Genomic DNA, 25,727 nt, shown 5'->3' with positions numbered 1-25,727 from the left:
AATAGCATTTACTTTCCATAAAGAATCAGCCAATTAGAATTTGATGGTTTTGATTGAGAATTTGAAGAACTGCAGAAAATTAAACTGTAATTGATTTGCTAGATTTGGTTTGGATTACGGTTGGTGGAAGTTAAAATCAAATGTCCTATGGACACCTACTTCTGATGCAGCCCGGCTTGAGCGGAAATCCTTTTGAGAGGAGGAACGACGACCAAAAGATTGAGAGCGGAAGACGGAAAAGCTGCCCAAATAAAAAAGAAGGAAACGTCATTTAATTTATTGTCTAACCCATTATTTTTATATAGATTTGTCAACCCTTTAACTAATTCATTACAAATTATGAAAAAAACCACTACCCAATTCTTTACTTTTATTGCCGCTTTCCTGATGCTAATTTCCTGCAACAAAGACGAAGATGAAGCTGGAATTACTTCTTTGACACTATCTGCGACAGCCACAACCGTTCAAGTTGGCGATGGCACTATTTTAACCGTGCTCTCGAACACCAATGTTGACTTGACTTCAGTTGCAACATTTTATGTTAATGACACCCAAATAGCAAGCAATATCTTTGTTCCTGAAACGGCAGGAGAATATAAGGTTGTTGCAAAATACATTGTCGGGGACCAAACCCTGACCAGCAACGAAATAACTATTAATGCTACCGCTGTTCCTATTACAGGAATTACAGTGACTGCTACTCCAGAAATTATTGAAATTGGACAAAATTTCACCTTAGGTGTTGTGGCAAGCAATATGGCACAATTGTCAGCCGGAGTTACTTATTATGTAAACGACACCGCGATTGCATCAAATATTTTCACGCCAACTCAAACTGGAAGCTACACAATCAAAGCTACTTACGATAACAATGGACAACTGCTAACGGCTTCACCAATTACCGTTACGGTAACTCCAGTAATGACCGAAGTGACAATTTTTAATAAAGTGGTTTTTTACGATGGATATGCCGCAACTGTAAGCAATCCGGTTCAGGCTGGAACAATCCGTAAGAGCAATGCCGCTTATGTTACCAAACTCACCCCTACACAAATTGCATCGCTGAGCAATAAGTTGAAACTAAAGGTTACGATTGGTGCTTTGTGCGACAACTATGACAGGATTGGTGGTGTTTTTATAAATATGGTTGATAAGGGAACGGCTTTTACGGTTGACAATGTTACCAAACGCCTTGAAGTTGGCCGTTTTATCACACCTTTTATGAACAAGAATATTTCGCCAAAAGAGGTTGATTATATTTTTGATACTGATAATTTGGCCTTGCTTTTTAATGACCCAGCAATTAACGACTTATATGATTTTTGGATCGAGCTGAATGTTTTTGGAGTGCCGTATGCCGCACAAACGCAAGTTAGCGGATGTCAAGGAAGAATTGATGTTTTTGAAGGAACATTGAAATTTATTTCTACAGATGAAAGCTACGATCACATCAACCAGCTTTTTGTTCCGATCGTAACCTACCAAGAACTGAAAAATTATGACCTTTCTGGTACTGATGTTTTGGGACAAACGGTTAGAACTTATAGTTTCAATGTGGCTTCAAACATTACGAATGCTAAATTGTATGTAATTACTTCTAATCACGGAGCCAATGCCAACGGAGAGGAATACAACAGGAGAGAACATTTTATTTCTTTTGATAATTCGCTGATAGATACTTACATACCTGGCGGAAAATCGTGTGAACCGTTTAGGGTTTATAATACTCAAGGAAATGGAATTTATGGCCCAACTCCAAGAACTTTGGCACAATGGCTTTCGTTCAACAACTGGTGTCCTGGGGATATTATTCCGATCAGGGTTTATGATTTGCAAAATGTAAATCAAGGAAACCACACGTTCAAGATAGAGGTTCCAGATGCAGTTTTTGCAAACAACGAAGGATACTTTCCTGTATCTGTTTACCTTCAGGGAGATCTGTAGATTTGGATTTTATATAAAAAATAAAGCCGATGCAATTACTGTATCGGCTTTGTTTTTTTATTTCAGCTTCTTGAGTGTTTCCATCGTTTTCTCAAAAGAAGTGAGCTTTTCCGAAACAACAGCTTTCAATTGTTCATCGGAATCCAAAAGGATCAAACTGGGCAAAGCATTGGTTTGGTATTTTTCCTTAAAGAAGGCATAGTCCTGATATACCTTAGAATTCATATCCCAATTTCGAGGCATATTTACCTCAAAAATTACAAAACTTTGACTTGCATAATCTATAAACTCTTGGTTTTCGAACACATTCTTTTTCATCTTCACGCAAGGTTTGCACCACTCGGATCCGGTTAAAACAATGAGTATATCCTTGTTTTGGTTTTTGGCTTGCACTTTTGCCGTTTCATAATCCGGACTTTTTTGGATTTGAGCTTGAGAAGTAGTGAAAATAAACAGGAATACGATTTGAAAAAGAAAGTTTGGTTTCATAGATGAATTTAAAGTTTAGCAATTAGGCGAGAACGGAAATAGTATAAATAAATTGTATGTAGATAGTGTAGATAGTTAGTTACTAATTTCATTTTTTAGTTGCCATGATGGCATAAACCATTGGAATCTTATTCTCTAAATGTTCAATTCGATACTTTCTAGGTTCAAATTCAATAGTTTTATTGAAACAGTTATAGGGCGAATAATCAAATTCGTCTAGCGAATTTATTTCAAGGCCGTTTTTAATCAAATTATTAACCACTTCACTGATGCTGTGGTTCCACGTTACATATTCATTTGATATTGGGGCTTGCTTATCGGCATAAGTGCCAGTTTCTGTTTCTACAATTGCACCTGTGTTGAAATAATTATAGCCCACTTTTTCAAAATTATCATCAAACATCCATACTACAGGATGAAATTCAACGAACAAGAATTTGCCTTCTGGTTTTAAAAATCTTGCAACAATTTTTGCCCATTTATCCAAATCGGGCAACCAGCCAATTGTTCCATAACTCGTAAATACCATATCAAACTGTTCGTCCAAATGATTAGGCAAATCATAGACATCACAGCAAATAAATGATACTTCGGCAGTTGTTTTCTTTGCAAGTTCATTTGCACTTTCAATTGCCTTGTCCGATAAATCTACACCTGCAACTTTGGCTCCTAGCCTTGCAAGGGAAATAGTATCCTGTCCAAAATGGCATTGCAGGTGCAAGATGGTTTTTCCACTTATTTCTCCAAGCAAATCAAGTTCAATTTTGTTCAGGGATGTTTTACCTTCAATAAAACCTTTGACATCATAAAATTCTGATTCTAAATGTGCATCGGTTCTATTGTTCCAAGATTTTTTGTTTATTTCGATATATTCTTTTTCCATTATACTTCTTCTTAATATGAAACCAAGTTATAAAAAAAAGAGTTTGCATGGATTATTGGTACCAAAAATTCACAAGTAAAAACTTAACATTGGCGAATCTCTTTAAAGCTTATCTTTGTTAACGATAAATTTACAATTCAATAACGTTAAATAAACTTTATCTATTTAATACAATTTTAAAATACAATTAATGAGAAAAGCAACCCCTACCCCAACACCACAAATCGAAGAAAACAAACCTGAAGCAATTGATAATAATGTTCAAGAAACTCCTGCTCCAGAAGAAATAAAAGAAGAAACTCCTGTTGAATCAAACGAGGAAATCAAAATTGACACTCCAACCGAAGAAGTTGAGTTAACAAATACTTCAATAGAAGAAGTACAAAAAGAAGAACCTTTGAAAAAAGATTCCACTATAAAAATCAAATCCCCTAAAAGAAAGATGAAAATGAAAAAAGACGATAAGGCAAAGGAAAAAGTAAAGAAAGAAAAAGCTAAAAAACTGAAAGCCAAACAAAAGGAGAAGCAAAAAGAAAAAGAGAAAAAAGCCAAGGCGAAAGAAAAGGCAAAAGAGAAAGCTAAAAAAGAAAAGGCAAAGGAAAAAGCAAAGAAGCAAAAAGCGAAAAGCCAAGCCAAGAAAAAAACAAGTAAGAAGAAAAAATAATAGCAAAGTCGATGTTAACGCATCGGCTTTTTTTGTGGAATAGTCTTATTTTTGAATTAAATTCTAATCATGCAAATACAAAAAGCAACCCAGGCTGATATTGATGTTATCCTGACCATAATCGATGAAGCAAGAAGCATCATGCGGGAAAACGGAAACACCACTCAATGGACAAATGGCTATCCTTCAGAAAAAACTATTTTAGAAGACATCAATAATGAACAGGCCTTTGTTTGCCTGTTTAATGATAAAATCGTGGGGTATTTTTGTTTTATGCAAGGCGAAAATCCCGATCCAAATTATAGCCTGATTGAAGGAAATTGGCTCAACAATGATCCTTATGGCGTAATTCATAGATTGGCTTCTGGTCGATCAGTTAAAGGAATTGCTCAAAAAGCATTCGATTTTGCTTTTACAAAAACCAATAATGTTCGGATTGACACTCTACACGAAAATATTCCAATGCAAAACTTCTTGAACAAAAATGGCTTTGAATATTGTGGAGTCATTTATGTTGGTGACGGAAGTCCAAGAGATGCTTTTCAAAAAGTGATTATATAAAAAAGCCCAGATTTTCATCCAGGCTTTATTCATATAATAATTTAAAATTATTTTTTCTTAATCTTAAAAGCATTTTCTCCAGGAAAGTAAGCCGTGCTTCCCAATTCCTCTTCAATACGCAACAACTGGTTGTATTTTGCCATACGGTCAGAACGTGAAGCCGAACCCGTCTTGATTTGACCACAGTTCAAAGCAACTGCTAAATCAGCAATCGTGTTGTCCTCTGTTTCTCCAGAACGGTGCGACATTACAGAAGTATATCCTGCATTGTGTGCCATGTTTACCGCTGCTATCGTTTCGGTCAAAGTACCAATCTGGTTCACTTTTACCAAGATAGAATTTGCAATTCCTTTGTCGATTCCAGTTTTCAAACGTTGTACATTCGTTACGAACAAATCATCGCCAACTAATTGCACTTTATCGCCAATCAAAGTCGTAAGGTATTTCCATCCGTCCCAATCGTCCTCTTGCATACCGTCTTCAATCGAAATGATTGGATATTTAGCCGCCAATTCAGCCAAATATTCAGCCTGTTCTTTCGAACTTCTGATTTTACCACCTTCGCCTTCAAACTTTTTATAATCGTAGTTTCCGTTTACATAAAATTCCGAAGCAGCACAATCCAAAGCAATCATCACTTCGTCGCCAAATTTATAACCCGCCTTTTCAACCGCTTTCTTGATAGAATCCAAAGCATCCTCAGTTCCGCCAGCCAAGTTTGGTGCAAAACCACCTTCATCTCCAACAGCCGTACTCAAACCTCTATCGTGCAATTCTTTTTTCAGGTTGTGGAAAATCTCAGTTCCCATTTGCATCGCATGTGAGAATGATTTTGCCTTAACCGGCATGATCATAAACTCTTGAAAAGCAATTGGAGCATCAGAGTGCGAACCACCGTTTATGATGTTCATCATCGGAACCGGCAATGTGTTACCCGAAACTCCACCAACGTATCTGTATAATGGCAAACCAAGTTCAGCAGCAGCCGCTTTTGCAACAGCAAGCGAAACCCCTAAAATCGCATTAGCTCCAAGGTTTGATTTGTTGTGAGTTCCGTCCAATTCAATCATCGTCTGATCGATCAGGTTTTGCTCAAACACAGAAGTCCCCACCAATTCCTCAGCAATTCTAAGGTTTACGTTTTCAACCGCTTTCAAGACTCCTTTTCCAAGAAATGCCTTTCCACCGTCTCTCAACTCCACCGCTTCATGCTCTCCAGTAGATGCTCCAGAAGGAACAGCCGCTCTTCCAAGCACACCGTTTTCCGTTACCACATCTACCTCAATTGTAGGATTTCCTCTTGAATCAAAAATTTGTCTAGCGTGAATTTTAATAATAATGCTCATTTTTTCTTATTTTTAATTATGAATTACATATTTATATTTACAAATATATCATAAGTTTAGAAATGATTTACCTAAAATTATGAATCTTATCAACTCAAACGATTTAGTGAATTGTTAATCAGTAAAATAGTTAGGAGCGAATCGCTTGGGCGTTTTTGGAATCCATTTTCCTGCTGGAGCCACTCGCTTTATCTCGTTTTAAGAACGAGATAAGAGCTCAAACAATGGCACCATCAGGGCTAGAGGGAAAATTGATTGAACTTTGGAAAACTTCCTAAAAAAATGAATAAAATTACTCGATTATTAAGAAAAATTGGATGACTTTTTAACATTCAAAAGTTAGAAGTGCTATATTTATCTTTTATTTTATAACATCCTAAATGAAATCACAAGCCTACTTCGAAAAAATCCATAAACAAATTGAAATTCGTTTACACGAAGCAGACACAAGTATTCGACTTGCAGTAGCTTGGTTTACAGATCAAAAACTTTTTAACATCATTTGCGAAAAAGCAAAAAACGGAGTTGAAGTAGAATTAATCATCGCTAATCATGAGATTAATCACGAAAGCAATATTGATTTTAGCAGACTGAAACAAAGCGGAGGAAGTTTGTATTGGATTGGTAATGGGTACAAATATGAGGCTTTAATGCACAATAAATTTTGTATAATTGACAATCGGGTTCTTATTACAGGCTCTTACAATTGGACACAGAAAGCAAAATCTAATCACGAAAGTATTACTGTTATTGAGGAAGATGATAATTTGATTTTAGATTTTAATCAGGAGTTTGACAAAATCATCAGTAAATATTTCAATAAAGAAAACATTGAGATTGATTGGGACAAAGTCATTATCCGATTAGAAACACTGCTAAATGTTATTCGATTAGAAGATGAGGAAGACATAAACTATCAGTCTGAAAAAATCAAGAGTTTGTTGCCGAAAAAAGCAACCGATGAAAAAACAACAACAATTCTTTCTATTCTAAACCTCTGTAAAAAAGCAGAATTTAGTAAAGCCGTCAATGCAATACAGGAATTTACAAGATCCTACAAACAAATAACGATTTATAATGATCCAATAGTTCCCGCTTTACAACTTGAAATAAGAGGCTTGGAATTTCAAGTTACCAGTTTAGAAGATGAAAAAACAGATATAGAAAAGCTCATTAATACGTACAAATTACAATACAATCTAGAATTGGGTGATTTGATTAAAAAAATACTTTTTCTAAAAAAACAATTGGCGAAATACGATGCCGAACAAGACATAGAAAATGAGGAAAAACAAAAAGAATATGAAGAAACTTCAAATGATTATGACGACTTTTCGAAATCCTATGAAGATAATTTAAAAGAGCCTAAACCTTTTGAATTAACAGAAGAACAATTAAAAGATTTAAAAACGAGTTATCGTAAAGCCACAAAACTATGTCATCCTGATAAAGTTACGGATGAACAAAAAGAACAAGCACAAAGAATTTTTACCGAGCTAAAAAACGCTTATGACAATAATGATTTCGAAAAAGTAAATACAATACTGGCTAATCTTGAAAAAGGAATTTTTAAATCGCAAGGTGAAACCATTACGCAAAAAGAAAAACTTTTGATGGTTAAACAAGAACTAGAATTAAAAAGAGAAGCATTAGAAAAAGCACTTCATCAACTGAAAGCAAGCGAAGCTTATCAAAAAATCATACAATTAAACGATTGGGAAACGCATTTCCAAACCTCAAAACAAAGATTAGCTAGTATATTGGATACCCTAAAAATGAAATACGAAAGAGCAAGTTATGGAGCAGAATAAAAACCAATTAATTCCGATTAATAATTCTTTAGCCAGTTTTGAAAGACAAATTTCTATTGGGGAGAAATTGTTGGGATTAAAATTAAGTGATTATGAAAAGGAAACAATTAGAAATTTTTTAGCAGAAATAGTTTTAAAATATTTCAGATTCCACATTTCTGAATATTATCCTCTATCAGAAAAGTTAATTGATAAATATCAGGATATTCTATCGTGGAGTGGTTTAATTGCGAATGAAAACATTCTAATTCCAGAATGGTCTGAATGGTCAGAAAATCTAATTTTGAAATATAAAGACAAACTCGTAGGGGAAAATGTTTGGACTTCATTAAGCTTGAAATCTTTTTGGACAATTTCATTAATTGAAAAATACAAAGAGAATATTGATTGGGAATACTTTAGTGGTAATGGTAAAATTTCTTGGAACGAAGAAGTAATCGATAAATATATTGAAAAATGGGATTGGACATTTTTAAGTCAAAATATAAATCTATTTTGGACTTCAAAAATTATTAATAAATATGTTGAATATTGGAACTGGGAATCGTTGAGTAGAAGTTTTAATTTTGATTGTAAACTTGAGTTGATTGAAAGGTATCTTGACAAATGGGACTGGAATTTAATTAGTAAAAATTCTAGATTCCCTTGGAATTTAGAATTAATAGAAAAATTTTCAAAATATATTTATTGGGAAAATAGAATCTATCTCTATGAAAATATTGAAATAGAAGAATCACTCATAGAAATAGAAAATTATTTAACTTCTTCGAACATAAAAGATAGCGATATTTTAGAATTTAGTACCGAATATAATGGAAGGGGATTTGATTATATTCCTATACTAACTAAATCAAAGCTACTTGACTATTTAAGTGGAAATCATAAAATGAATTGGACTGATGAACTAATTGAAAAATATGAAAACAAATGGAATTGGAAAAAAATTTCTATTAATCCAAAAATACATTGGTCAAGTGTTTTAATTGAGAAATACTCCAGTAAAATAGATTGGAAATTAATTTGTTTAAACAATATACCTTGGAATATTCAATTAATCAAAAAGTTTGAATTTTCAGTAAATTGGGAATCGTTAAGCTCAAATCCTATTTTCTATGACAATCACTTAAATATTGAATACTATGCTGACCATCTCAAAAACGATTGTATTTTCTTTAATAAAGATGCAAATAAGTACATCGAAAACCTAGATGAATGGACAAAAAAAAGGTATTATCAAATTCATTCCGAAAAAATAAAAAAATTCAAATTAGATCAAAACTATATTTTGAAAAATAAAACTTTAGTAGATTGGAAAATTTTGAGCAAAAATCAGTCATTTGAATGGTCTGTAAATTTTATTAATTTGTTTATTGATTACTGGGACTGGAAACTTTTAAGTTCAAATAAGTCTGTTGTAACTAATATAGAAATTTTTATGCATTTTAAAGATAAGTGGGAATATAATAGTAGTAGGTGGGAGTTGAGATCTGTAATTAGAGACTATATGATTGAATATATTACAGATGCAGATATTATTAAGATTTTAGAAAAATTTAAAAGTAGTCAATAACAAAACTATCTATTAAAGTGATTAAAAAACTCACGGGATTGTGGTTAAAAAACAACATAACATGGAAAATTCAAAGCTAAACTCATTATTAAATAGAATAAAAAACTTAGATAAAAATTATAACAAAATATTGGTTCCGCCATGGATGAGTAAACAAATTACTTCCTATATGTTGATAAGAGAAGATTTGTTCTTTGTAAAAACTAATGCTGAATTACTTATTAATTGTAAAAATAATAAATTAAGAGTTGAACATACCGAAGAAGCATTGTGGTATTCTTTGATTATAATATATGGAAGATGTTTCAGTAATGCTACAAAAGGTCAAAAAGTGAAGTTAGATAAAGAAAAACTCTTTAGTGCTAATGATTTAAATAATAATCATTTACTTACTCACAATAAATTAATTGACATTAGAAATAATTTTATTGCCCATCGTGGTGATAATGAAAATGAAATTCCAATTGTATATTTAAAACTTCCAGTAGATGAAATAGATGAAACTTACCAGCCTGAATTTGAAATAGTTTCTACTAGATACGTAACTGATAGTTTTGAATTCTTAGAAGAAATAGTATTATTAATAAATTTTTTAATTCCGCAAGTAGATATGAAATTAAAAAAATGTGGTGAAAAATTAAAAAAAGGTTTATTCAGTCTTGAAAAAGATTTATTGTTAAAACTAACGATTAAAATATAATAAAACTACCTTCTCATACGAACACCGAAGATTTTAAATAAACCATCTTTAGCATATCTGATAGCAGTTTCGTCAAAAAATATTTCATCGGTAGTCAAATTATCCTCTGCATATTCATTAAAGTACTTTTCTGTTTTTGGCACAACCATCCAAACATACTCAACACAATCTTTGAAAAATGGATTTTCTTTTTGAGAATTTTTAAAATCTAATGCTTCTTGATAATCCATAGTAATAAAGTTTAAACGAAAATAATAAAAAGAATTTATAGAAAATGCTAAACTATTTCAGAAAATTGTCCGACACCAGAAAAATCTCCCTGGATTTTAATTAGTCTTTAAGTGAAATGATATTAATTGTTTTTTTGCCGAAAATACTAAAAAAACCTGCAAATCATCAATTTGCAGGTTCTCTATTTAGCGTTGTATTCTTTCTATAAACTCATCAAACAAATAGCTTGAATCGTGTGGTCCAGGACTTGCTTCCGGGTGGTATTGTACCGAGAAACAATTCTTGTTTTTCATTCGCATTCCGGCAACCGTACCGTCATTGATGTGAAGGTGTGTGATTTCGAAATCGGGATGTTTTTCCAGTTCTTCCCTGTTTACGGCAAAACCGTGGTTTTGAGAAGTGATTTCTCCTTTTCCCGAAACTACATTCATCACCGGATGGTTGATACCTCTATGTCCGTTGAACATCTTGAAAGTCGAAATTCCATTGGCCAAACCAATCACTTGGTGTCCCAAACAAATCCCGAATAAAGGTTTATTGTTTGCCAAGATTTCCTTTGCGACTTGGATGGCTCCATCTAATGGTTCTGGATCGCCAGGACCGTTGGAAAGGAAGAATCCATCTGGATTGAATTCTGCCAAATCGCTGTAAGTTGCATCGAAAGGGAAAACCTTGATGTAGCAATCTCTCTTGGCGAAGTTGCGAAGGATGTTTTCCTTGATGCCTAAATCGAGTGCTGAGATTTTATAGGTTGCATTTTCGTTACCGTAGAAATAAGGTGCTTTTGTCGAAACTTTTGAAGCCAATTCAAGACCTTTCATATCGGGAACATCTGCCAACAAAGCTTTTAATTCTTCTATAGATTTTCCATCGGTAGAGATTACGGCATTCATGGCTCCATTGTCGCGGATGTAGCTTACCAAAGCTCTTGTATCGACATCTGAGATACAGATTAGGTTTTGCTTCTTGAAATAGTCTTCCAAGCTTCCTGAAGCATCTGGTCTTGAATAGTTAAAGCTGAAATTCTTGCAAACCAATCCTGAAATCTTGATTGAATCTGATTCTACTTCCTTATCGTTCACACCATAGTTTCCGATGTGTGGATTTGTAGCTACCATAATCTGACCAAAATAGGATGGATCAGTAAAGATTTCCTGATAGCCTGTCATTCCCGTGTTGAAGCAAACTTCGCCAAAGGTTGTTCCTTCGATTCCGATTGATTTTCCGTGAAAGATGGTTCCGTCACTTAGTAAAAGGATTGCTTTTTGTCGTGTTGTATATTTCATTCGTTGTAGCTATTGTTTTTTATAGGTCTCATGGAACTCCGCTTCGCTTCGTTTCATTATTTGTTGTTGTCTTGTGTAGTTGTAGTTACGGTTTGCAAATTTAGTTGTTTCGCCTAAAGGTTGCAATTTTTAAAAGCCTAAAGTTTAAAAGTATTCCTTTTGTTTCCTTTTAGCCCTGACTGGAGGGAAAATCCTTTTTATTTTTTTTCTTTAAAAAAATAAAAAGATTTGGAAGGAAGGCAGGAACATGGATTCCAAAAATGCCCAAACGTTTCGCTTCTGAACAAAAAAAAAGGACAAACTAATAAAAGTTTATCCTTGATTTTTATTGAATAGTGAATTTCATTATTCAGCTGTTTCAGTGTTTTCAGTTTCAGTAGCTGGAGCTTCTGGTGCTTGAGCTTCAGGAGTTGCTTCAACAGCATCTTTCTTTGCTTTACCACCACGACGGCTTTTTGCTTTCTTAACTTCTTTTTTACCACCGTTGTATAGTTCGTTGAAATCTACTAGTTCGATCATTGCCATATCAGCATTATCTCCTAAACGATTTCCAACTTTTATGATACGTGTGTAACCACCTGGACGATCTCCAACTTTTGCCGCTACGTCTCTGAACAAGTCAGTTACTGCATATTTGCTGCGTAGGTAAGAGAAAACGATACGACGGTTGTGGGTTGTATCTTCTTTTGATTTTGTTATAAGCGGCTCAACATATTGTTTAAGTGCTTTTGCTTTAGCAACAGTAGTGTTGATACGTTTGTGCTCGATTAGAGAACAAGCCATATTAGACAACATTGCGGCTCTGTGACCTTTCTGTCTGCTTAAGTGATTGAATTTTTTTCCGTGTCTCATGACGTGTTTTTTTAAACTTCATCTTGCTTCAATCCGCTTTGGAGAGCAAAATATGAAGCTATTTATTCTTTATCTAATTTGTATTTTGCCAAATCCATTCCGAAGGTTAAATTCTTCACTGCAACAAGTTCATCAAGTTCAGTCAAAGATTTCTTACCGAAATTACGGAATTTCATCAGGTCATTTTTATTGAAAGATACTAGATCTCCAAGTGTATCAACTTCAGCCGCTTTCAAGCAGTTTAATGCTCTAACTGAAAGATCCATGTCAACAAGCTTAGTTTTAAGCAATTGTCTCATGTGCAATGATTCCTCATCGTATGATTCAGTTTGTGCGATTTCGTCAGCCTCAAGTGTAATTCTTTCGTCAGAAAACAACATGAAATGGTGGATTAGAACTTTTGCTGCTTCAGTAAGTGCATCTTTTGGATTGATAGAACCATCAGTTTTGATTTCAAAAACTAATTTTTCATAATCTGTTTTTTGCTCTACACGGAAGTTTTCAATTGCATACTTCACGTTCTTTACCGGAGTAAAGATTGAGTCAGTAAAAATTGTTCCAATCGCTGCATTTTGTTTTTTGTTTTCCTCTGCAGGAACGTACCCTCTACCTTTTTCGATAGTAAGTTCTATATTAAGGTTTACTTTGCTGTCTAAATTACAGATAACTAGTTCTGGATTTAGGACTTGGAAACCTGAGATATATTTTTGAAAATCGCCAGCAGTAAGTTGGTCTTTACCAGATACAGATATTGTAACTGATTCATTATCTACATCTTCGATCTGACGTTTGAAACGTACTTGCTTAAGATTAAGAATAATTTCTGTAACGTCTTCAACAACTCCTGAGATAGTAGAAAATTCGTGGTCTACACCTTCAATTCTAACAGATGTAATTGCATATCCTTCTAAAGCAGATAGCAAAACTCTTCTAAGTGCATTACCAACGGTCAATCCGTAACCAGGTTCTAAAGGTCTAAATTCAAATTTACCTTCAAAATCGGTTGAATCGATCATGATAACTTTATCGGGCTTCTGAAAATTAAATATTGCCATAATTTCGACTAAGTCAATTATTATTTGTTGTACAATTCGACGATTAATTGTTCTTTAATGTTTTCTGGAATTTGCAATCTTGCAGGAACAGAAACAAAAGTACCTTGTTTGGTATCGTTATTCCAAGTAATCCACTCGTAAACATGACTAGAATTTGATAAAGAACGTTCGATAGCTTCTAAAGATTTAGATTTTTCACGAACAGCAACAACGTCACCTGGTTTTAGGTGGTATGAAGGAATATTTACAATTTCTCCATTAACGGTAACGTGTCTGTGAGATACGATTTGACGAGCACCTCTTCTAGATGGAGCAATCCCCATTCTGAATACTACGTTGTCAAGTCTTGCTTCACATAATTGTAATAAGATTTCACCTGTAACTCCTTTTGAAGCCGATGCTTTTTCAAAAAGGTTTCTGAATTGTTTTTCTAAAATTCCGTAAGAATATTTAGCTTTTTGCTTTTCCATCAACTGGACAGCATATTCAGATTTTTTACCTCTTTTTTTTGCCATCCCGTGTTGTCCAGGAGGGTAGTTTCTTCTTTCGAAAGATTTGTCATCTCCGAAGATCGCTTCACCGAATTTACGAGCGATTCTTGTACTAGGACCAGTATATCTTGCCATTTCTTAAAATTAAATTAAGGTAGAGATTATGAATTCAGGTCATATCCTCCGATAATCTTAGTTCTACCTTTTGATTATACTATTTACTTATTTGTTTATTGATGTTTGATGAACAAACAAAAATTAAACTCTACGTCTTTTAGGAGGACGACATCCGTTGTGAGGCATTGGAGTTACGTCAATGATTTCTGTAACTTCGATTCCACCGTTATGCAAAGAACGGATTGCAGACTCACGTCCGTTTCCTGGTCCTTTTACATAAACTTTCACTTTTTTCAATCCAGCTTCTAAAGCCACTTTACTACAATCTTCGGCTGCCATTTGAGCTGCATACGGAGTGTTCTTTTTAGAACCTCTGAAACCCATTTTACCTGCAGAAGACCAAGAAATAACTTCACCTTTTTTGTTTGTCAAAGAAATGATGATGTTGTTAAAAGTAGCACTAATATGAGCTTCACCTGTTGATTCAACGATAACTTTACGCTTTTTTACACTTGCTTTAGCCATACTACTTATTATTTAGTTGCTTTTTTCTTGTTAGCAACAGTTTTTCTTTTACCTTTTCTCGTTCTAGAGTTGTTCTTAGTTCTTTGTCCTCTTAATGGAAGACCAGATCTATGACGGATTCCTCTATAACATCCGATGTCCATTAAACGTTTGATGTTCAATGAAACTTCTGAACGTAGTTCACCTTCAATTTTAAAGAATGATACGGCTTCACGAATTCCTCCGATTTCGTCGTCATTCCAATCTTGAACTTTTTTATCTTGGCTTACCTGAGCTTTTTCTAAAATCTCAATAGCTCTACTTCTTCCTATTCCGAAGATATAAGTTAAAGCGATAACTCCTCTTTTGTTTTTCGGGATGTCTACCCCTGCTATTCTTGCCATAATTATCCTTGTCTTTGTTTAAATCTAGGATTCTTTTTGTTGATCACATATAATCTGCCTTTTCTTCGTACAATCTTGCACTCGGCACTTCTCTTTTTTACTGAAGCTCTAACTTTCATATCCTTTAATATCTATAAGTAATTCTTGCTTTTGACAAATCGTAAGGGCTCATTTCCAGTTTCACTTTATCACCTGGTAATAATTTGATGTAGTGCATACGCATCTTTCCAGAAATGTGTGCGATTACAATATGTCCATTCTCTAATTCTACACGGAACATTGCATTTGACAATGCTTCAATGATTGATCCGTCTTGTTCTATTGCTGATTGTTTAGCCATAAATTAAGCTACTGCTTTTCTGTTTTTACCACTTTTCATCAATCCGTCGTAGTGTTTGTTCAACAAGTACGAATTGATTTGCTGTATTGTATCTATAGCAACTCCAACCATAATAATCAATGATGTACCACCAAAAAACATCGCCCAAGATTGTTGAACATTCATAATACTTACAAGAATTGCTGGGAACACAGCTATTAAAGCAAGAAATAAAGAACCTGGGAAAGTAATTAAAGACATCACCTTATCTAAAAAGTCAGATGTTTCAACTCCTGGCCTAATACCCGGAATAAATCCACCACTTCTTTTTAAATCATCTGCCATTTTATTGGTAGGAACCGTGATTGCTGTATAAAAGTAAGTAAACACTACGATTAAAGTTGCAAAAACTAAATTGTACCAAAATCCGAACATATTACTGAATGCTCCAGCAACTGATTGAGAAGTTTCAGAATCTGACAATCCTGCAACAGCAGCCGGGATAAACATAATCGCTTGTGCAAAGATAATTGGCATTACACCAGATGCATTAAGCTTTAATGGAATCCACTGTCTGTTACCATCTTGTTCAAATTCGCCAGAAACTGTTCTTCTTGCATATTGAACTGGAATTTTTCTTACCGCCATTACCAAAAGGATACATGCTACAATAACAAGCAACCAGATAATAATTTCAAGAACCAATAACATCGGGCCACCATTATTATTGGTAATCGTAGATGTAAATTCTTGAATGAAGGCTTGAGGAAGTCTAGCCAAAATACCCACCATAATCAATAGTGATATACCGTTTCCGATTCCTTTATCAGTAATTTTCTCACCCAACCACATTGCAAAGATTGTCCCTGTAACTAAGATAGTAACAGAAGAAAACAAGAATGAAAATTGAGAAATCAATTCAGGGTTTGTTGAAGCAATGATAGCATTAGGAATAGTTCTGTAAAGGTTGTAAATATAACCTGGAGCTTGAACTAAAGTAATACCAATTGTTAACCAACGTGTAATCTGATTGATCTTTTTTCTACCACTTTCTCCGTCTTTTTGAAGTTTTTGCAAATAAGGAACCGCGATTCCCATAAGCTGAACAACAATAGATGCAGAAATATAAGGCATAATTCCCAAGGCAAAAACAGATGCTTGAGAAAAAGCACCACCAGTAAACATGTCTAGAATTGAACCAATTCCGTTTTCTGTTTGCCCAGCCAAATTTGCTAATTGTGTCGCATCAATACCTGGAAGAGTTACTTGAGCTCCAAAACGATAAACCAATAACAGACCCAAAGTAATAAGGATTCTGTTTTTTAGTTCTTCAATTTTCCAAACATTAATAAATGATTCAATAAATTTCTTCATCTTACTAGAAAAATTATAATGTTACGGCTTCTCCTCCAGCAGCTTCGATAGCAGCTTTTGCAGTAGCAGTAAATTTGTGAGCAGTTACCTTTAATTTTGCTTTCAATTCACCTCTACCTAAAATCTTAACGATTTCATTTTTGGTAGCCAAACGGTTAGTTACAAAAACTGACATATCTACAGTATCTGTAATTACTCCGTTATCAACAAGTAATTGAAGCGTATCAAGATTAACACCCTCGTAGTTCTTACGATTGATGTTCGTGAAACCAAACTTAGGCACACGTCTTTGAAGAGGCATTTGTCCACCTTCAAAACCAATCTTTTTAGAATAACCAGAACGAGATTTTGCTCCTTTGTGACCTCTTGCAGAAGTACCACCTTTACCAGAACCTTCTCCTCTACCTAATCTTTTATTTTGATTGTGTGTAGAACCTTCAGCAGGTTGTAAGTTACTTAAATTCATAACTATAATTTGTTATTTAGCTTCTTCTACAGAAACTAAGTGTTTAACTTTGTTTATCATTCCAAGGATTGCAGGATTTGACTCGTGCTCTACAACTTGGCCCATTTTACGAAGTCCTAAAGCTTCCAAACCTCTCTTTTGAGTAAGAGGACAGTTGATTTTACTTCTAACTTGCTTTACTAATAACTTAGCCATAATTTCCTTGAATTAACCTTTAAAAACTTTTTCTAAAGAAACTCCTCTTTGTCTTGCAACAGTATGAGCGCTTCTCATTTGAAGTAAAGCATCAAAAGTTGCCTTAACTACGTTGTGAGGATTTGATGATCCTTGAGATTTTGACAATACATCGTGAATACCTACTGACTCAAGAACTGAACGAACAGCTCCACCAGCAATAACTCCTGTACCATGAGAGGCAGGAATCAAGAATACACGTGCACCACCAAATTTACCTTTTTGTTCGTGAGGAACAGATTGTCCGTTCAAAGGAATCTTCACAAGATTTTTCTTTGCATCTTCTACTGCTTTCGCAATTGCTTCAGAAACGTCTTTAGATTTTCCTAATCCGTGACCAACTACTCCATTTTCATCACCTACCACTACAATTGCAGAAAAACCGAAAGCTCTACCACCTTTTGTAACTTTAGTAACACGATTTACACTTACCAAACGATCTTTCAATTCAAGACCACTCGGCTTTACCAACTCTACGTTTTTGTATTTACTATTAGACATACTATATTAGAATTTAAGCCCAGCAGCTCTCGCGCCTTCTGCTAATGATTGAATACGACCGTGATATAAGTATCCTCCTCTATCGAAAGTTACTGTTTCGATCCCGGCTTTTAACGCTTTTTCTGCAACTAGTTTTCCAACTGAAGATGCAACTTCAACGTTTGTACCTTTACCTACTTCTTTTTCTCTTGAAGATGCAGCCAATAAAGTTACTCCGTTCACATCATCAATAAGTTGTGCGTAGATTTCTTTATTGCTTCTGAATACAGAAAGTCTTGGCTTAGCAGCAGTACCGCTAACAATCTTTCTAATTCTGAATTTGATTCTCTGTCTTCTATCAGATTTTGTTAATGACATAATCTTATATTTTATTAAGCGGATTTACCTGCTTTTCTTCTTAATACTTCACCTACGAATTTAACACCTTTTCCTTTGTAAGGTTCTGGTTTGCGGAAACCTCTGATTTTCGCAGCTACAGCTCCTAACAATTGCTTGTCAAAAGAAGTTAATTTCACGATTGGATTCTTACCTTTTTCAGAAATTGTTTCCAATTTTACTTCGTCAGCAACTTCCAAAATGATGTTGTGAGAGAACCCTAAAGCCAAATCAAGTTTTTGCCCTTGATTAGAAGCTCTGTAACCTACTCCAACTAGTTCCAATTCTTTAGTAAAACCTTCAGATACACCGATAATCATGTTATTGATTAAAGATCTGTATAATCCGTGTTTTGCTCTCTGGTCTTTATGATCAGATGATCTTTCAACTTGAACCTGATCACCTTCAACGTTCACAGTAACATCTGAATATTCCTGTGTTAGTTGACCTAATTTTCCTTTTACCGTAATTACTCCTTCGGCAACTGAAACAGTCACTCCAGCAGGAATTGTAACGGGGTTTTTACCTATTCTTGACATCTCTTAGCTTTTTATTAGTATACGTAACAAATTACTTCACCACCAACATTAAGTTGTTTGGCTTGTTTTCCTGTCATCAAACCTTTTGATGTAGAAACAATAGCAATACCTAATCCATTAAGGATTCTAGGCAATTTAGAAGCACCTGCATACTTACGTAAACCTGGTTTACTAATTCTTTGGATATCTTTGATTACTGGCTCTTTGGTATCTTTATCATACTTCAAAGCAATTTTGATTGAACCCTGAACGGCGTTGTCCTCAAACTTGTAGCTCAAGATATACCCTTGATCAAATAAGATCTTGGTAATCTCTTTTTTTAGATTAGATGCAGGAATCTCAACGACTTTGTGGTTTGCTGCCACAGCGTTTCTCACCCTTGTCAAATAATCCGCAATAGGATCTGTGTACATATAATTGAAATTGCGGTTTTGGTATTCGTACCGGACTCTCCGGCAGAACCTGAAACCATTAAACTCTACAAATTAATTAACAGATAATTGTACGTTGCCGACAAAAATCCGGCAAACATACAACTATCTGTTGAAATATCAAAATTGGAAAATAAATTTTACCAACTTGCTTTTTTAACTCCTGGAATTAATCCATTATTGGCCATTTCACGGAAAGTTACACGAGAAATACCGAATTGACGCATATATCCTCTTGGTCTTCCTGTTAATTTGCAACGATTGTGCATACGAACTGGTGAAGCATTTTTCGGTAATTTTTGTAAACCTTCGAAATCTCCAGCTTCTTTCAAAGCTTTTCTTTTCTCAGCATATTTTGCTACCGTTTTTTCTCTTTTCACCTCACGGGCTTTCATTGATTCTTTAGCCATGTCTTAATTCTTTTTAAAAGGTAATCCTAATTCAGCCAATAATGACTTTGCTTCCTTATCTGTTTGTGCAGTAGTAACAAAAGTAATATCCATTCCAGAGATTTTATTCACTTTATCAATGTCAATTTCTGGGAAGATAATTTGCTCTAAAACTCCTAAGTTGTAGTTACCTCTTCCGTCGAAACCAGTAGCTTTGATACCGCTGAAATCTCTAACACGTGGCAAAGCAGAAGTAATAAGTCTATCTAAAAACTCATACATTCTTTCTCCACGTAAAGTAACTTTTGCTCCAATTGGCATTCCTTTTCTCAATTTGAATGACGCAACGTCTTTCTTAGAGATTGTAGAAATTGCTTTTTGTCCAGTAATCTTTGTTAATTCATCAACCGCATAGTCGATTAATTTTTTGTCAGATACTGCCGCACCAACTCCACGGCTCAAAACGATTTTTTCAAGTTTTGGAACTTGCATTACGTTTTTGTAACCGAACTCTTCTTTAAGAGCAGAGATAACTCTGTTCTTATATTCATCTTTTAGTCTAGGTGTATATGCCATCACTATAGTACTTGATTAGATTTTTTTGAAAATCTTACTTTCTTATCTCCTTCTACTCTAACTCCTGTTCTTGTAGTTTCCTTTGTTTTAGGATCTATAAGAGCAATGTTAGAAATTTGTATTGGAGCCTCTTTCTTAACGATTCCACCTTGAGGGCTTTTTGCACTTGGTTTTGTATGTTTCGAAACCATGTTTACACCTTCAACAATCGCTTTGTTCTTCTCACGATCTACCTTTACAACTTTACCTTCAGCACCTTTATGGTCTCCAGCAATAACTCTAACGATATCTCCTGTTTTTATTTTTAGCTTTATCATCTTGCAAATAATTAAAGCACTTCTGGTGCTAATGATACAATTTTCATGAATTGTTTTTCACGAAGTTCTCTTGCTACCGGACCAAAAACACGAGTTCCTCTCATTTCTCCTGCAGCGTTCAAAAGAACACATGCATTGTCATCGAAACGGATATAAGAACCATCAGCTCTTCTCACTTCTTTTTTGGTACGTACCACAACTGCAGTTGAAACAGCTCCTTTTTTAACGTTTCCGTTTGGAGTTGCATCTTTAATAGATACTACAATCTTGTCACCAACAGAGGCATACCTTCTTTTGGTACCTCCTAAAACACGGATAGTTAAAACTTCTTTTGCTCCCGTGTTATCTGCTACTTTTAGTCTTGATTCCTGTTGTACCATAATTATTTAGCTCTTTCTAAGATTTCAACTAATCTCCAACATTTTGATTTACTCAAAGGACGCGTTTCGCTAATTCTTACAGTATCTCCAATGTTACAGTCGTTTGTTTCGTCGTGTGCAACAAATTTCTTTGTTTTCAACACGAACTTACCGTATAATGGGTGTTTTACTTTAGTTACTTGAGCAACAACAATAGACTTATCCATTTTGTTTGAAGTAACCACACCAATTCTTTCTTTTCTTAAATTTCTTTTTTCTTCCATCTTTCAGTAGAATACAATTATTGCAACTCTCTTTTAGTTAGTTCAGTTGCTAATCTTGCAACAGTACGTCTAGCACCTCTAATTTGAAGCGGATTTTCAATTGGAGAAATAGCGTGAGCCATTTTCAAATCAGCATATGCTTTTTTAGATTGGCTTAGCTTTTCCTGTAATTCAGTTACAGAAAGATTCTTTATTTCTGATTGTTTCATAATAATATAGATTATGCTTCGAAATCTCTAGCAACGACGAATTTAGTTTTTACTGGAAGCTTTTGAGCTGCAAGACGTAACGCCTCTTTTGCAACTGACAAAGGTACTCCTCCAACTTCAAACATAATTCTTCCAGGTTTAACAACGGCAGCCCAATATTCAACTGCACCTTTACCTTTACCCATACGTACTTCAAGAGGTTTCTTTGTGATAGGTTTGTCCGGAAATATTTTAATCCATAATTGTCCTTCTCTCTTCATAAAACGAGTAGCTGCAATACGAGCTGCTTCGATTTGACGAGAAGTTAAGAACATTCCATCTTCATGTACAGATTTAATTCCAAACATTCCATTTGAAAGTTCGTGCCCTCTTTGAGAGTTACCTTTCATTTTACCTTTTTGTACCTTACGGTATTTTGTTCTTTTAGGCTGTAACATTTTTCTTTAGTTTAAAAGTTTACTTTCTCTTACGGTCTCCGCCTGGTTTTCTGTCTTTATTGAAAGGCTTACGATCTCCTCTTGGAGCATCACCACCTTTACCACCGCCACCAGTTCCAGATTGTTTTTTATCCATTCCCACAAGTGGAGATAGATCTCTCTTTCCGTAAACTTCACCTTTCATGATCCATACTTTGATTCCCATTCTACCATAAGTAGTATGAGCTTCTGCCAAAGCATAATCAATATCGGCTCTGAAAGTTGATAGAGGAATTCTACCTTCTTTGAATCCTTCTGAACGTGCCATTTCAGCTCCGTTCAAACGACCAGAAATCAAAACTTTAATTCCTTCTGCATTCATTCTCATAGATGCAGCGATAGCCATTTTAATGGCTCTTCTGTAGGAAATACGACTTTCGATTTGACGACAGATACTTGTTGCAACTAAAAAAGCATCTAACTCAGGTCTTTTAATTTCAAAGATGTTGATTTGAACCTCTTTGTCAGTAACTTTCTTAAGTTCTTCTTTCAACTTGTCTACCTCTTGTCCACCTTTTCCGATAATGATACCAGGTCTAGCAGTAGTGATAGTAACGGTTACAAGTTTCAAAGTTCTCTCGATGATTACTTTTGATACACTAGCTTTTGATAAACGAGCATGGATGTACTTTCTGATTTTATAATCTTCGGCAAGCTTGTCACCGTAATCATTTCCACCATACCAGTTTGAATCCCATCCTCTGATGATACCAAGTCTGTTTCCAATTGGATTTGTCTTTTGTCCCATCTTAATTATTTGCTTGTGTGTTATCTAATTGTCCTAACACGATTGTCACGTGGTTAGAACGTTTTCTAATTCTGTGTGCACGACCTTGTGGAGCTGGACGAAGTCTTTTCAACATCATTCCACCATCTACTCTGATCTCTTTAACGATTAAGCCTGCTTCAGCTACGTTACCTTCTGCATTTTTCTGTTCCCAATTGTTGATTGCAGATAACAAAAGTTTTTCTAACTTTCTTGAAGCTTCTTTAGAGCTGAATCTTAATATATTCAAAGCTCTTTCCACTTTCTGACCTCTTACTAGATCTGCTACTAAGCGCATTTTTCTAGGTGAAGTAGGGCAGTTATTCAATTTTGCGAAGGCAATCTGCTTGTTAGCTTCTTTGATGCCTTCAGCTCTTTCTCTTTTACGAACTCCCATTGCTTCTTATTTTTTACCTTTATTTTTTGCTCCAGCGTGACCTCTAAAAGATCTTGTTGGTGAAAATTCTCCTAATTTGTGACCTACCATGTTTTCTGTTACGTAAACTGGTACAAACTGACGACCGTTATGAACTGCGATAGTCTGTCCAACAAAATCTGGAGTAATCATTGAAGCTCTAGACCATGTCTTTACAACTCCTTTGTTACCTTTTTCAATATTTTCTTGAACTTTCTTATCTAATTTATAGTGTACAAAAGGTCCTTTTTTTAATGAACGTGCCATATCTTATTATTTCTTTCTACGTTCTACGATATACTTGTTACTCGGGTTTTTCTTAGAACGAGTTCTATAACCTTTAGCAGGAACTCCGTTTCTTGAACGAGGGTGTCCTCCTGATGAACGACCTTCACCACCACCCATTGGGTGATCGACAGGGTTCATTGCAACTGGTCTTGTTCTAGGTCTTCTACCTAACCATCTAGTTCTACCTGCTTTTCCAGATACTACTAATTGATGATCAGAATTAGATACTGCTCCAATTGTTGCTGAACAAGTAAGCAAGATTAATCTTGTTTCACCTGATGGCATTTTGATTGTAGCATATTTTCCATCTCTTGCCATTAATTGAGCGAAAGTTCCAGCAGAACGAGCTATTACAGCTCCTTGCCCTGGACGTAACTCAATACAAGAGATAACAGTTCCCAAAGGAATTTTGCTTAATGGAAGTGTATTACCAATTTCCGGTTGAGCATCGGCACCAGAAACTAATTTCTGACCAACTTGCAATCCGTTTTGAGCAATAACATATGTTTTCTCTCCATCAGCATAAGCTAACAAAGCGATAAATGCAGTACGATTTGGATCGTATTCAATTGATTTCACTGAAGCTGGAATTCCATCTTTAGTTCTTTTGAAATCAATAATACGATATCTCTGCTTGTGACCACCACCCGTATAACGCATGGTCATCTTTCCTTGACTATTTCTACCTCCAGAGTTTTTTATCGGTGCTATCAAAGAGCGTTCCGGCTTATCAGTTGTAATGGCGTCATAACCATTCACAACTCTAAATCGCTGACCTGGGGTAATAGGTTTTAATTTTCTAACTGACATAATGCTGCCTAAATTTATTAGATATTATTGTAAAAATCTATTGTTTCTCCTTCTTGTACTTGTACCATTGCTTTCTTGTAAGCATTAGACTTTCCACTGATCAAACCACTTTTAGTGTATTTTGTAGTTCTGTCTGGCCTCACGTTCATTGTATTAACAGCAGTGACAGTTACTCCATAAGCAGCTTCAACAGCTTTCTTAATTTGTACTTTGTTTGCTTTTTTATCTACAACGAAACCGAAACGGTTAGAAACTTCACTTTCTTTGGTTACTTTTTCAGTTACTATAGGTTTAATTATGATGCTCATATTCCTATTATTTGCTTAAATTTTCTTCAATTCCTTCTAAAGAACCTTCCAAAAGCACTAAATTATTAGCGTTAAGAATGGCATAAGTGCTTAATTCTGAGCTACTTACAACGTTAGAAGCTTTTAAATTGCGTGACGACAAATATACATTTTTATTCGAATCACCCAACACAAATAATGATTTTTTATTCTCTAACCCTAAAGCTTTCAAAACGTTAATGAAATTTTTAGTGTTTGGAGTCTCAAAATTGAAGTCTTCTAAAACGATTATATTTGACTCTTTTGCTTTGATAGAGAAAGCTGATTTTCTTGCCAATCTTTTCAAGCTTTTATTCAATTTGAATGAATAACTTCTTGGTCTTGGACCGAAAACCGTACCTCCGCCTTTAAACAAAGGGTTCTTTGCACTACCAGCACGAGCTGTACCAGTACCTTTTTGCTTTTTAATCTTACGAGTTGATCCAGCAACTTCAGCTCTCTCTTTAGCTTTATGAGTTCCTTGTCTTTGATTAGCAAGGTACTGCTTTACATCAAGATATACTGCGTGATTGTTTGGCTCGATTGCGAATACTGAATCAGAAAGAGTGATCGTTCTGCCAGTTTCTTTTCCGTTGAAATTTAAAACTTTTACTTCCATTACTTCTGAATGATTACATAAGAGTTTTTATGTCCAGGAACACATCCTTTAATAACAAGTAGGTTCTTATCAGCCACTACTTTTAAAACTCTAAGATTTTGTACTTTCACATTATCTCCTCCCATTCTTCCAGCCATACGCATTCCTTTGAATACTCTAGATGGATAAGAAGAAGCTCCTACAGAACCTGGCGCTCTTAAACGGTTGTGTTGACCGTGAGTTGCTTGTCCAACACCACCAAAACCGTGACGTTTTACAACCCCTTGAAAACCTTTACCTTTTGAGACACCTTGTACATCTACAAATTCTCCTTCTTCAAAAATGGAAACATCGATAATGTCACCTAATTTTTGTTCAGTTGCAAATTCTTGAAATTCAACGACTTTTTTCTTAGCTACAGTTCCAGCCTTTTTAAAGTGACCTACGGCCGCTTGAGTGGAATGTTTCTCAGTTTTGTCATCGAAACCAAGTTGCAACGCTTCGTACCCGTCAACACCTTTGGTTCTGACTTGGGTAACAACGCATGGACCAGCTTCAATAACAGTACATGGAATATTTTTTCCATTCTCGTCAAAGATACTAGTCATGCCAATTTTTCTTCCGATTAACCCAGACATATTAAACATTTATTAATTAAACAATTACTTTTGGGTATTTTTCGCCCCAAAAAGGTTGCAAATGTATTGTTTTTTTTTTGATTTACAATACATTATGATATTTTTTTTGAGTGTAAATTTTACATCAAA

At 34.9% G+C, this 25,727-nt stretch carries 39 protein-coding genes; 6 read left to right on the top strand and 33 right to left on the bottom strand.

Features of this window, described 5'->3' with window-relative positions; translation table 11 throughout:
* Positions 1 to 339: 339 nt before the first annotated feature.
* Positions 340 to 1,944: a peptide-N-glycosidase F-related protein gene (locus J2X31_RS09465; RefSeq protein WP_310026297.1), complete on the top strand. Its 1,605-nt coding sequence runs from the start codon at positions 340 to 342 to the stop codon at positions 1,942 to 1,944.
* A 57-nt stretch (positions 1,945 to 2,001) separates the two neighbouring features.
* Here J2X31_RS09465 and J2X31_RS09460 read toward each other — a convergent pair whose 3' ends face one another.
* Together J2X31_RS09460 and J2X31_RS09455 are read right to left on the bottom strand one after the other, a co-directional pair.
* Positions 2,002 to 2,433, bottom strand: a complete 432-nt coding sequence (locus tag J2X31_RS09460; protein ID WP_310026296.1) for a thioredoxin family protein — start codon at positions 2,431 to 2,433, stop codon at positions 2,002 to 2,004.
* 88 nt (positions 2,434 to 2,521) lie between these two features.
* Positions 2,522 to 3,316, bottom strand: coding sequence for a class I SAM-dependent methyltransferase (locus tag J2X31_RS09455; protein ID WP_310026294.1), 795 nt, complete (start codon positions 3,314 to 3,316; stop codon positions 2,522 to 2,524).
* 190 nt (positions 3,317 to 3,506) lie between these two features.
* On the opposite strand from J2X31_RS09455, the gene J2X31_RS09450 reads away from it, so the two are divergent.
* Positions 3,507 to 3,980 (top strand): hypothetical protein, encoded by a 474-nt coding sequence (locus J2X31_RS09450; RefSeq protein WP_310026292.1) that lies wholly within the window; start codon positions 3,507 to 3,509, stop codon positions 3,978 to 3,980.
* A gap of 69 nt (positions 3,981 to 4,049) precedes the next feature.
* On the top strand, positions 4,050 to 4,541 hold the full coding sequence (locus J2X31_RS09445; RefSeq protein ID WP_310026291.1) for a GNAT family N-acetyltransferase: 492 nt from the start codon (positions 4,050 to 4,052) through the stop codon (positions 4,539 to 4,541).
* Between the two features lie 47 nt (positions 4,542 to 4,588).
* Here J2X31_RS09445 and eno read toward each other — a convergent pair whose 3' ends face one another.
* Positions 4,589 to 5,887, bottom strand: a complete 1,299-nt coding sequence (gene eno / locus J2X31_RS09440; RefSeq protein WP_310026289.1) for a phosphopyruvate hydratase — start codon at positions 5,885 to 5,887, stop codon at positions 4,589 to 4,591.
* A 380-nt stretch (positions 5,888 to 6,267) separates the two neighbouring features.
* Here eno and J2X31_RS09435 point away from each other — a divergent pair, with 380 nt between their 5' ends.
* The 3 genes from J2X31_RS09435 to J2X31_RS09425 all read left to right on the top strand — a co-directional run bounded on the left by J2X31_RS09435 (position 6,268) and on the right by J2X31_RS09425 (position 9,968).
* A complete protein-coding gene (locus J2X31_RS09435; RefSeq protein ID WP_310026288.1) occupies positions 6,268 to 7,698 on the top strand; it encodes a phospholipase D-like domain-containing protein in 1,431 nt (476 codons plus the stop codon).
* Complete coding sequence (locus J2X31_RS09430) at positions 7,685 to 9,268, top strand: hypothetical protein (RefSeq protein ID WP_310026286.1); 1,584 nt, start codon at positions 7,685 to 7,687, stop codon at positions 9,266 to 9,268. The genes J2X31_RS09435 and J2X31_RS09430 overlap by 14 nt, the downstream gene beginning before the upstream one ends.
* Before the next feature lie 61 nt (positions 9,269 to 9,329).
* Positions 9,330 to 9,968 carry a hypothetical protein gene (locus J2X31_RS09425; protein ID WP_310026285.1) on the top strand — a complete coding sequence of 213 codons (639 nt, stop codon included), beginning with the start codon at positions 9,330 to 9,332 and terminating at the stop codon, positions 9,966 to 9,968.
* Between the two features lie 5 nt (positions 9,969 to 9,973).
* On the opposite strand, the gene J2X31_RS09420 is transcribed toward J2X31_RS09425, so the two are convergent.
* From J2X31_RS09420 to rplC, 30 genes are all read right to left on the bottom strand, one after another.
* Positions 9,974 to 10,198, bottom strand: a complete 225-nt coding sequence (locus tag J2X31_RS09420; RefSeq protein ID WP_310026284.1) for a hypothetical protein — start codon at positions 10,196 to 10,198, stop codon at positions 9,974 to 9,976.
* 186 nt (positions 10,199 to 10,384) lie between these two features.
* Positions 10,385 to 11,485: a glutamine-hydrolyzing carbamoyl-phosphate synthase small subunit gene (gene carA, locus J2X31_RS09415; protein WP_310026282.1), complete on the bottom strand. Its 1,101-nt coding sequence runs from the start codon at positions 11,483 to 11,485 to the stop codon at positions 10,385 to 10,387.
* A 345-nt stretch (positions 11,486 to 11,830) separates the two neighbouring features.
* A complete protein-coding gene (gene rplQ, locus J2X31_RS09410; protein ID WP_310026281.1) occupies positions 11,831 to 12,337 on the bottom strand; it encodes a 50S ribosomal protein L17 in 507 nt (168 codons plus the stop codon).
* Positions 12,338 to 12,399: 62 nt separating this feature from the next.
* Complete coding sequence (locus J2X31_RS09405) at positions 12,400 to 13,392, bottom strand: DNA-directed RNA polymerase subunit alpha (protein ID WP_310026280.1); 993 nt, start codon at positions 13,390 to 13,392, stop codon at positions 12,400 to 12,402.
* A 20-nt stretch (positions 13,393 to 13,412) separates the two neighbouring features.
* Positions 13,413 to 14,018, bottom strand: coding sequence for a 30S ribosomal protein S4 (gene rpsD, locus J2X31_RS09400; RefSeq protein ID WP_026706260.1), 606 nt, complete (start codon positions 14,016 to 14,018; stop codon positions 13,413 to 13,415).
* A 123-nt stretch (positions 14,019 to 14,141) separates the two neighbouring features.
* Positions 14,142 to 14,525, bottom strand: coding sequence for a 30S ribosomal protein S11 (rpsK, locus tag J2X31_RS09395; RefSeq protein WP_026706259.1), 384 nt, complete (start codon positions 14,523 to 14,525; stop codon positions 14,142 to 14,144).
* An 8-nt stretch (positions 14,526 to 14,533) separates the two neighbouring features.
* A complete protein-coding gene (gene rpsM, locus J2X31_RS09390; RefSeq protein WP_026706258.1) occupies positions 14,534 to 14,908 on the bottom strand; it encodes a 30S ribosomal protein S13 in 375 nt (124 codons plus the stop codon).
* A 2-nt stretch (positions 14,909 to 14,910) separates the two neighbouring features.
* Positions 14,911 to 15,027, bottom strand: a complete 117-nt coding sequence (gene ykgO, locus J2X31_RS09385) for a type B 50S ribosomal protein L36 (protein WP_073370549.1) — start codon at positions 15,025 to 15,027, stop codon at positions 14,911 to 14,913.
* A gap of 5 nt (positions 15,028 to 15,032) precedes the next feature.
* Entirely contained in the window at positions 15,033 to 15,248 is a 216-nt protein-coding gene (infA, locus tag J2X31_RS09380) for a translation initiation factor IF-1 (RefSeq protein WP_007136545.1), read from the bottom strand.
* Between the two features lie 3 nt (positions 15,249 to 15,251).
* Entirely contained in the window at positions 15,252 to 16,601 is a 1,350-nt protein-coding gene (secY, locus tag J2X31_RS09375) for a preprotein translocase subunit SecY (RefSeq protein WP_310026274.1), read from the bottom strand.
* A gap of 13 nt (positions 16,602 to 16,614) precedes the next feature.
* Complete coding sequence (rplO, locus tag J2X31_RS09370) at positions 16,615 to 17,067, bottom strand: 50S ribosomal protein L15 (RefSeq protein ID WP_026706256.1); 453 nt, start codon at positions 17,065 to 17,067, stop codon at positions 16,615 to 16,617.
* 12 nt (positions 17,068 to 17,079) lie between these two features.
* Positions 17,080 to 17,262 carry a 50S ribosomal protein L30 gene (rpmD, locus tag J2X31_RS09365; RefSeq protein ID WP_035637325.1) on the bottom strand — a complete coding sequence of 61 codons (183 nt, stop codon included), beginning with the start codon at positions 17,260 to 17,262 and terminating at the stop codon, positions 17,080 to 17,082.
* Between the two features lie 12 nt (positions 17,263 to 17,274).
* A complete protein-coding gene (gene rpsE / locus J2X31_RS09360) occupies positions 17,275 to 17,802 on the bottom strand; it encodes a 30S ribosomal protein S5 (protein WP_310026273.1) in 528 nt (175 codons plus the stop codon).
* A 6-nt stretch (positions 17,803 to 17,808) separates the two neighbouring features.
* Entirely contained in the window at positions 17,809 to 18,159 is a 351-nt protein-coding gene (gene rplR, locus J2X31_RS09355; RefSeq protein ID WP_026706253.1) for a 50S ribosomal protein L18, read from the bottom strand.
* A 14-nt stretch (positions 18,160 to 18,173) separates the two neighbouring features.
* Complete coding sequence (gene rplF / locus J2X31_RS09350) at positions 18,174 to 18,716, bottom strand: 50S ribosomal protein L6 (protein WP_310026272.1); 543 nt, start codon at positions 18,714 to 18,716, stop codon at positions 18,174 to 18,176.
* A 14-nt stretch (positions 18,717 to 18,730) separates the two neighbouring features.
* Positions 18,731 to 19,129, bottom strand: a complete 399-nt coding sequence (rpsH, locus tag J2X31_RS09345) for a 30S ribosomal protein S8 (RefSeq protein ID WP_026706251.1) — start codon at positions 19,127 to 19,129, stop codon at positions 18,731 to 18,733.
* Between the two features lie 158 nt (positions 19,130 to 19,287).
* Entirely contained in the window at positions 19,288 to 19,557 is a 270-nt protein-coding gene (gene rpsN / locus J2X31_RS09340; protein ID WP_026706250.1) for a 30S ribosomal protein S14, read from the bottom strand.
* Positions 19,558 to 19,560: 3 nt separating this feature from the next.
* Positions 19,561 to 20,112, bottom strand: a complete 552-nt coding sequence (gene rplE, locus J2X31_RS09335; RefSeq protein WP_310026270.1) for a 50S ribosomal protein L5 — start codon at positions 20,110 to 20,112, stop codon at positions 19,561 to 19,563.
* 2 nt (positions 20,113 to 20,114) lie between these two features.
* Positions 20,115 to 20,429, bottom strand: a complete 315-nt coding sequence (gene rplX, locus J2X31_RS09330) for a 50S ribosomal protein L24 (RefSeq protein WP_026706248.1) — start codon at positions 20,427 to 20,429, stop codon at positions 20,115 to 20,117.
* Positions 20,430 to 20,440: 11 nt separating this feature from the next.
* Entirely contained in the window at positions 20,441 to 20,809 is a 369-nt protein-coding gene (gene rplN, locus J2X31_RS09325) for a 50S ribosomal protein L14 (RefSeq protein ID WP_007803649.1), read from the bottom strand.
* A 2-nt stretch (positions 20,810 to 20,811) separates the two neighbouring features.
* Complete coding sequence (gene rpsQ, locus J2X31_RS09320) at positions 20,812 to 21,072, bottom strand: 30S ribosomal protein S17 (protein ID WP_026706247.1); 261 nt, start codon at positions 21,070 to 21,072, stop codon at positions 20,812 to 20,814.
* A gap of 17 nt (positions 21,073 to 21,089) precedes the next feature.
* Entirely contained in the window at positions 21,090 to 21,281 is a 192-nt protein-coding gene (gene rpmC / locus J2X31_RS09315) for a 50S ribosomal protein L29 (RefSeq protein ID WP_026706246.1), read from the bottom strand.
* Between the two features lie 11 nt (positions 21,282 to 21,292).
* Positions 21,293 to 21,718 carry a 50S ribosomal protein L16 gene (gene rplP, locus J2X31_RS09310; RefSeq protein ID WP_007803637.1) on the bottom strand — a complete coding sequence of 142 codons (426 nt, stop codon included), beginning with the start codon at positions 21,716 to 21,718 and terminating at the stop codon, positions 21,293 to 21,295.
* 19 nt (positions 21,719 to 21,737) lie between these two features.
* Positions 21,738 to 22,505: a 30S ribosomal protein S3 gene (gene rpsC / locus J2X31_RS09305; RefSeq protein WP_310026267.1), complete on the bottom strand. Its 768-nt coding sequence runs from the start codon at positions 22,503 to 22,505 to the stop codon at positions 21,738 to 21,740.
* A gap of 1 nt (position 22,506) precedes the next feature.
* A complete protein-coding gene (gene rplV / locus J2X31_RS09300; protein WP_026706244.1) occupies positions 22,507 to 22,920 on the bottom strand; it encodes a 50S ribosomal protein L22 in 414 nt (137 codons plus the stop codon).
* Between the two features lie 6 nt (positions 22,921 to 22,926).
* Entirely contained in the window at positions 22,927 to 23,205 is a 279-nt protein-coding gene (gene rpsS, locus J2X31_RS09295; protein ID WP_014085019.1) for a 30S ribosomal protein S19, read from the bottom strand.
* 6 nt (positions 23,206 to 23,211) lie between these two features.
* Positions 23,212 to 24,036, bottom strand: coding sequence for a 50S ribosomal protein L2 (gene rplB / locus J2X31_RS09290; protein WP_026706243.1), 825 nt, complete (start codon positions 24,034 to 24,036; stop codon positions 23,212 to 23,214).
* Between the two features lie 17 nt (positions 24,037 to 24,053).
* Positions 24,054 to 24,344 carry a 50S ribosomal protein L23 gene (rplW, locus tag J2X31_RS09285; RefSeq protein WP_310026266.1) on the bottom strand — a complete coding sequence of 97 codons (291 nt, stop codon included), beginning with the start codon at positions 24,342 to 24,344 and terminating at the stop codon, positions 24,054 to 24,056.
* 7 nt (positions 24,345 to 24,351) lie between these two features.
* Entirely contained in the window at positions 24,352 to 24,981 is a 630-nt protein-coding gene (gene rplD, locus J2X31_RS09280; RefSeq protein WP_310026264.1) for a 50S ribosomal protein L4, read from the bottom strand.
* A complete protein-coding gene (rplC, locus tag J2X31_RS09275; RefSeq protein ID WP_026706240.1) occupies positions 24,981 to 25,598 on the bottom strand; it encodes a 50S ribosomal protein L3 in 618 nt (205 codons plus the stop codon). Before rplC ends, rplD begins: the two co-directional genes overlap by 1 nt.
* Between the last annotated feature and the right edge of the window lie 129 nt (positions 25,599 to 25,727).

The organism is Flavobacterium arsenatis (assembly GCF_031456785.1).
GTDB classification, from domain to species: Bacteria; Bacteroidota; Bacteroidia; order Flavobacteriales; family Flavobacteriaceae; genus Flavobacterium; species Flavobacterium arsenatis.
Note: the sequence above shows the minus strand (reverse complement) of the source record. Positions and strands in the feature narration are given on the sequence as shown.

What these genes read in the sequence shown, in the direction of transcription:
- J2X31_RS09445 (WP_310026291.1), top strand. Translation starts at nt 4,050, where the DNA reads ATGCAAATACAAAAAGCAACCCAGGCTGATATTGATGTTATCCTGACC.
- J2X31_RS09450 (WP_310026292.1), top strand. Translation starts at nt 3,507, where the DNA reads ATGAGAAAAGCAACCCCTACCCCAACACCACAAATCGAAGAAAACAAA.
- J2X31_RS09455 (WP_310026294.1), bottom strand. Translation starts at nt 3,316, where the DNA reads ATGGAAAAAGAATATATCGAAATAAACAAAAAATCTTGGAACAATAGA.
- rpsH (WP_026706251.1), bottom strand. Translation starts at nt 19,129, where the DNA reads ATGTACACAGATCCTATTGCGGATTATTTGACAAGGGTGAGAAACGCT.
- rpsC (WP_310026267.1), bottom strand. Translation starts at nt 22,505, where the DNA reads ATGGGACAAAAGACAAATCCAATTGGAAACAGACTTGGTATCATCAGA.
- rplN (WP_007803649.1), bottom strand. Translation starts at nt 20,809, where the DNA reads ATGGTACAACAGGAATCAAGACTAAAAGTAGCAGATAACACGGGAGCA.
- rpsN (WP_026706250.1), bottom strand. Translation starts at nt 19,557, where the DNA reads ATGGCTAAAGAATCAATGAAAGCCCGTGAGGTGAAAAGAGAAAAAACG.
- rpsS (WP_014085019.1), bottom strand. Translation starts at nt 23,205, where the DNA reads ATGGCACGTTCATTAAAAAAAGGACCTTTTGTACACTATAAATTAGAT.
- rpsK (WP_026706259.1), bottom strand. Translation starts at nt 14,525, where the DNA reads ATGGCTAAAGCAAGTGTAAAAAAGCGTAAAGTTATCGTTGAATCAACA.
- rplR (WP_026706253.1), bottom strand. Translation starts at nt 18,159, where the DNA reads ATGTCATTAACAAAATCTGATAGAAGACAGAGAATCAAATTCAGAATT.
- rplC (WP_026706240.1), bottom strand. Translation starts at nt 25,598, where the DNA reads ATGTCTGGGTTAATCGGAAGAAAAATTGGCATGACTAGTATCTTTGAC.
- secY (WP_310026274.1), bottom strand. Translation starts at nt 16,601, where the DNA reads ATGAAGAAATTTATTGAATCATTTATTAATGTTTGGAAAATTGAAGAA.
- rplP (WP_007803637.1), bottom strand. Translation starts at nt 21,718, where the DNA reads ATGTTACAGCCTAAAAGAACAAAATACCGTAAGGTACAAAAAGGTAAA.
- rpsE (WP_310026273.1), bottom strand. Translation starts at nt 17,802, where the DNA reads ATGTCTAATAGTAAATACAAAAACGTAGAGTTGGTAAAGCCGAGTGGT.
- rplQ (WP_310026281.1), bottom strand. Translation starts at nt 12,337, where the DNA reads ATGAGACACGGAAAAAAATTCAATCACTTAAGCAGACAGAAAGGTCAC.
- eno (WP_310026289.1), bottom strand. Translation starts at nt 5,887, where the DNA reads ATGAGCATTATTATTAAAATTCACGCTAGACAAATTTTTGATTCAAGA.
- rplE (WP_310026270.1), bottom strand. Translation starts at nt 20,112, where the DNA reads ATGGCATATACACCTAGACTAAAAGATGAATATAAGAACAGAGTTATC.
- rplB (WP_026706243.1), bottom strand. Translation starts at nt 24,036, where the DNA reads ATGTCAGTTAGAAAATTAAAACCTATTACCCCAGGTCAGCGATTTAGA.
- J2X31_RS09425 (WP_310026285.1), top strand. Translation starts at nt 9,330, where the DNA reads ATGGAAAATTCAAAGCTAAACTCATTATTAAATAGAATAAAAAACTTA.
- rpmD (WP_035637325.1), bottom strand. Translation starts at nt 17,262, where the DNA reads ATGGCTAAGTTATTAGTAAAGCAAGTTAGAAGTAAAATCAACTGTCCT.
- rpsM (WP_026706258.1), bottom strand. Translation starts at nt 14,908, where the DNA reads ATGGCAAGAATAGCAGGGGTAGACATCCCGAAAAACAAAAGAGGAGTT.
- rpsD (WP_026706260.1), bottom strand. Translation starts at nt 14,018, where the DNA reads ATGGCAAGATATACTGGTCCTAGTACAAGAATCGCTCGTAAATTCGGT.
- J2X31_RS09460 (WP_310026296.1), bottom strand. Translation starts at nt 2,433, where the DNA reads ATGAAACCAAACTTTCTTTTTCAAATCGTATTCCTGTTTATTTTCACT.
- rplW (WP_310026266.1), bottom strand. Translation starts at nt 24,344, where the DNA reads ATGAGCATCATAATTAAACCTATAGTAACTGAAAAAGTAACCAAAGAA.
- carA (WP_310026282.1), bottom strand. Translation starts at nt 11,485, where the DNA reads ATGAAATATACAACACGACAAAAAGCAATCCTTTTACTAAGTGACGGA.
- rplX (WP_026706248.1), bottom strand. Translation starts at nt 20,429, where the DNA reads ATGATAAAGCTAAAAATAAAAACAGGAGATATCGTTAGAGTTATTGCT.
- rplF (WP_310026272.1), bottom strand. Translation starts at nt 18,716, where the DNA reads ATGTCAAGAATAGGTAAAAACCCCGTTACAATTCCTGCTGGAGTGACT.
- rplO (WP_026706256.1), bottom strand. Translation starts at nt 17,067, where the DNA reads ATGAATTTAAGTAACTTACAACCTGCTGAAGGTTCTACACACAATCAA.
- ykgO (WP_073370549.1), bottom strand. Translation starts at nt 15,027, where the DNA reads ATGAAAGTTAGAGCTTCAGTAAAAAAGAGAAGTGCCGAGTGCAAGATT.
- rpsQ (WP_026706247.1), bottom strand. Translation starts at nt 21,072, where the DNA reads ATGGAAGAAAAAAGAAATTTAAGAAAAGAAAGAATTGGTGTGGTTACT.
- rpmC (WP_026706246.1), bottom strand. Translation starts at nt 21,281, where the DNA reads ATGAAACAATCAGAAATAAAGAATCTTTCTGTAACTGAATTACAGGAA.
- J2X31_RS09420 (WP_310026284.1), bottom strand. Translation starts at nt 10,198, where the DNA reads ATGGATTATCAAGAAGCATTAGATTTTAAAAATTCTCAAAAAGAAAAT.
- rplV (WP_026706244.1), bottom strand. Translation starts at nt 22,920, where the DNA reads ATGGGAGTTCGTAAAAGAGAAAGAGCTGAAGGCATCAAAGAAGCTAAC.
- J2X31_RS09465 (WP_310026297.1), top strand. Translation starts at nt 340, where the DNA reads ATGAAAAAAACCACTACCCAATTCTTTACTTTTATTGCCGCTTTCCTG.
- J2X31_RS09435 (WP_310026288.1), top strand. Translation starts at nt 6,268, where the DNA reads ATGAAATCACAAGCCTACTTCGAAAAAATCCATAAACAAATTGAAATT.
- rplD (WP_310026264.1), bottom strand. Translation starts at nt 24,981, where the DNA reads ATGGAAGTAAAAGTTTTAAATTTCAACGGAAAAGAAACTGGCAGAACG.
- J2X31_RS09405 (WP_310026280.1), bottom strand. Translation starts at nt 13,392, where the DNA reads ATGGCAATATTTAATTTTCAGAAGCCCGATAAAGTTATCATGATCGAT.
- J2X31_RS09430 (WP_310026286.1), top strand. Translation starts at nt 7,685, where the DNA reads ATGGAGCAGAATAAAAACCAATTAATTCCGATTAATAATTCTTTAGCC.
- infA (WP_007136545.1), bottom strand. Translation starts at nt 15,248, where the DNA reads ATGGCTAAACAATCAGCAATAGAACAAGACGGATCAATCATTGAAGCA.